This window comes from Moritella sp., assembly GCF_033791185.1.
GTDB lineage: Bacteria > Pseudomonadota > Gammaproteobacteria > Enterobacterales > Moritellaceae > Moritella.
In genome coordinates, this window is the sequence record NZ_JASJHF010000262.1 from 1 (window position 1) to 2,833 (window position 2,833).

Annotated in this window: 3 protein-coding genes; all 3 read left to right on the forward strand. The window is 42.0% G+C overall.

Annotated elements, in window-relative coordinates; genetic code table 11:
• Positions 1–1,174 (forward strand): TRAP transporter large permease subunit (locus QNK26_RS15150; RefSeq protein ID WP_319224582.1); only part of this gene is annotated, 1,174 nt, incomplete at its 5' end.
• Entirely contained in the window at positions 1,174–1,707 is a 534-nt protein-coding gene (locus QNK26_RS15155) for a gluconokinase (protein ID WP_319224585.1), read from the forward strand. The genes QNK26_RS15150 and QNK26_RS15155, both read left to right, overlap by 1 nt.
• Positions 1,708–1,711: 4 nt before the next feature.
• Positions 1,712–2,833, forward strand: a 1,122-nt coding sequence (gndA, locus tag QNK26_RS15160) for an NADP-dependent phosphogluconate dehydrogenase (protein ID WP_319224588.1), incomplete at its 3' end; no start/stop codon positions are given.

Below are 2,833 nucleotides of genomic sequence, written 5' to 3' on the forward strand. Positions count from 1 at the left end.
CCTACCATTGGTCACTAGTCGTCTATACAGTTTTGTTGATGGGTATATTTTCCTCGCTGTTCCAATGTTCGTATTAATGGCCGCACTAGTAGATAGATCCGGCATTGCCCATGATCTGTTTGAAGCGATGAAAGTTTTTGGTAAACGCATACGTGGTGGTGTTGCTGTTCAGACGTTATTAGTTGCGGTTGTGTTAGCTTCTATGTCGGGTGTAATCGGTGGTGAAACTGTACTACTGGGTATTCTTGCCTTACCGCAAATGTTGCGTTTAGGTTATAACCGTAAGTTAGCAATCGGGGTTACCTGTGCCGGTGGCGCATTAGGTACCATGTTACCGCCAAGTATCGTATTAATAATTTATGGCTTAACAGCAAGTGTCTCTATAGGCGACTTGTTCAAGGCTTCATTTTTACCGGCATTTATCCTCGCTATTTTTTATATTCTGTATGTATTAATACGCTGTAAGCTAGACCCCTCACTTGCTCCTATCCCAAGTGCAGAAGAGTTAGAAGAAGATGCTAAAAATCAGCCTAACTTTTTCAAAGCGTTATTTTTCCCTCTGTTATCTGTGGCAGTGGTATTAGGCAGTATCTACTCAGGTATCGCATCAGTCACTGAAGCTTCGGCTTTAGGTGTTGTTGGTATCATGATTAGTACTTGGATCCGTAAGGAGCTAAACTTTGCAATGCTAAAAGATGCAGCCATCGCGACCATGAAAACCTGTGGCATGATCATGTGGATTGGTATCGGTGCGAGTGCATTAGTGGGTGTTTACAACCTAATGGGCGGTATTGAATTTGTTGAAATAACTATCCTGTCACTCAGTGGTGGTGATGCAAAGACGACTCTACTGATTATGATGGTTATCTTATTAGTGCTAGGTATGTTCCTCGATTGGGTGGGTGTAGCCCTACTAACCATGCCGATTTTTGTCCCTATTATTGTTGGCTTAGGTATGGACCCTATCTGGTTTGGTGTGGTGTTCTGTCTTAATATGCAGGTTTCATTCCTTTCTCCACCATTTGGTCCTGCGGCATTCTATTTGAAATCCGTAGCACCCAAAGATATTAGTTTAGGCGAAATATTTACGGCTCTGTTCCCCTTCATTGGTTTACAAGTGCTTACGCTAGGATTAGTTATCATGTTCCCTGTTCTAGCGTTATGGTGGCAATAATGGAAAAATTCAAAATAGTAGTGATGGGCGTTTCTGGATGCGGAAAAAGTTTAATTGGTAGCCAGTTAGCTAAAGCGCTGCAAATTAACTTTTTCGATGGTGATGACTACCACCCTGAATTTAATATTCAAAAGATGAGTCAAGGTATGCCCCTCAACGATGACGATAGAGACGAATGGCTAAATACCTTAAATACTTTGATTAATGAACAACAACAAGCCGTTATCGCTTGTTCTGCGCTTACTCCTAAATATCGAGCAATATTAAAGAAAGGTGCACCTAATCTGCAATTTGTCTATCTGAAAGGTGACTTTGACACGATTTGGCAACGTCATCAAAAAAGAGAAAACCATTATTTTAATGGTCAAACTATGTTGAAAAATCAATTTGATACGTTAATAGAACCCAGTAGCACTGAAGCGTTAATCGTTGATATTAGGCAATCAGTTGAGCAGATTGTTGCAGATATTCAAGCACAATTAAGCGTGGCTGCCATATTAAGTACTGGTAATAGTAAAACAAATAATGAGTAATAATATGGATATTGCCGTAATCGGCTTAGGTGTAATGGGTGCCAATATGGCATTAAATTTCACTGAACGTGGTTTCTCCGTTGCAGCTTTTGACATTGATCAAGCACGTCGCAATGACATCATTAGACGCCACCAGCCATTAACAGCGGCAAAGCTAATGGCTGTTAAGGATCTTGCCTCGCTTATCGAGCAATTGGCAACACCTCGCCGTGTGGTTCTTTCAGTCCCCGCTGGTCCCGTTGTGGAGATTATCTGCCAAGACTTACTTGCTGCTGGTTTAGAGTTAGACGATATTGTGGTCGATACGGGTAATAGTGAATGGCGAGATTCAGTCGCACGTGCACAATCATATGCAGGTAAATTTAACTTTTTCACCTGTGCAATTTCAGGTGGAGAAGTCGGGGCACGTTTTGGTCCATCATTAATGCCAAGTGGTGATCACGCTATTTGGCTATTATTAAAACCTATGTTGCAAGCTATCTCAGCTAAAGTTGATCCGCTAACGGGCATTGAAGTTGCTCGGACCAAGGTGGAACAACCATTACCAGAAGGAGAGCCTTGCGCTGACTATATAGGTCCAATCGGTTCAGGGCACTTTGTTAAAATGGTGCATAATGGGATTGAATATGCGGATATGCAAATGATCGCAGAAATTGTCCAATTTATGCGTCAAATATTAGCCATGTCAGCAGCAGAAGTCGCAGAGGTATTTAGCCAGTGGAATAATGGTAAATTGCAAAGTTACCTGATTGAAATAACGGCAAACATACTCAAGGTAGTTGACCAACCAACGGGCCTGCCACTGGTCGATGTGATTATGGATCAAGCAGGACAAAAAGGCACGGGTAATTGGACAGCACGCGAAGCATTGCAATTAGGGGTACCTGCAAATGCAATCGCTGAATCCGTATTTGCGCGTTGCTTGAGTACGCAAAAGGCGATTCGCCAAGTTGCAGCAACGCAACTCGCAGGTCCTTCGGTTAGCATTGAAGATAAAAATATTTGGATAGATAAATTAGGTGATGCACTGTATTGCGCGAAAATTTGTAGCTATGCACAAGGTTTTGAGCTCATGTCAGCTGCTCAAAAAGAGCATAATTGGACGTTTGACTATGTTTCAATAGCT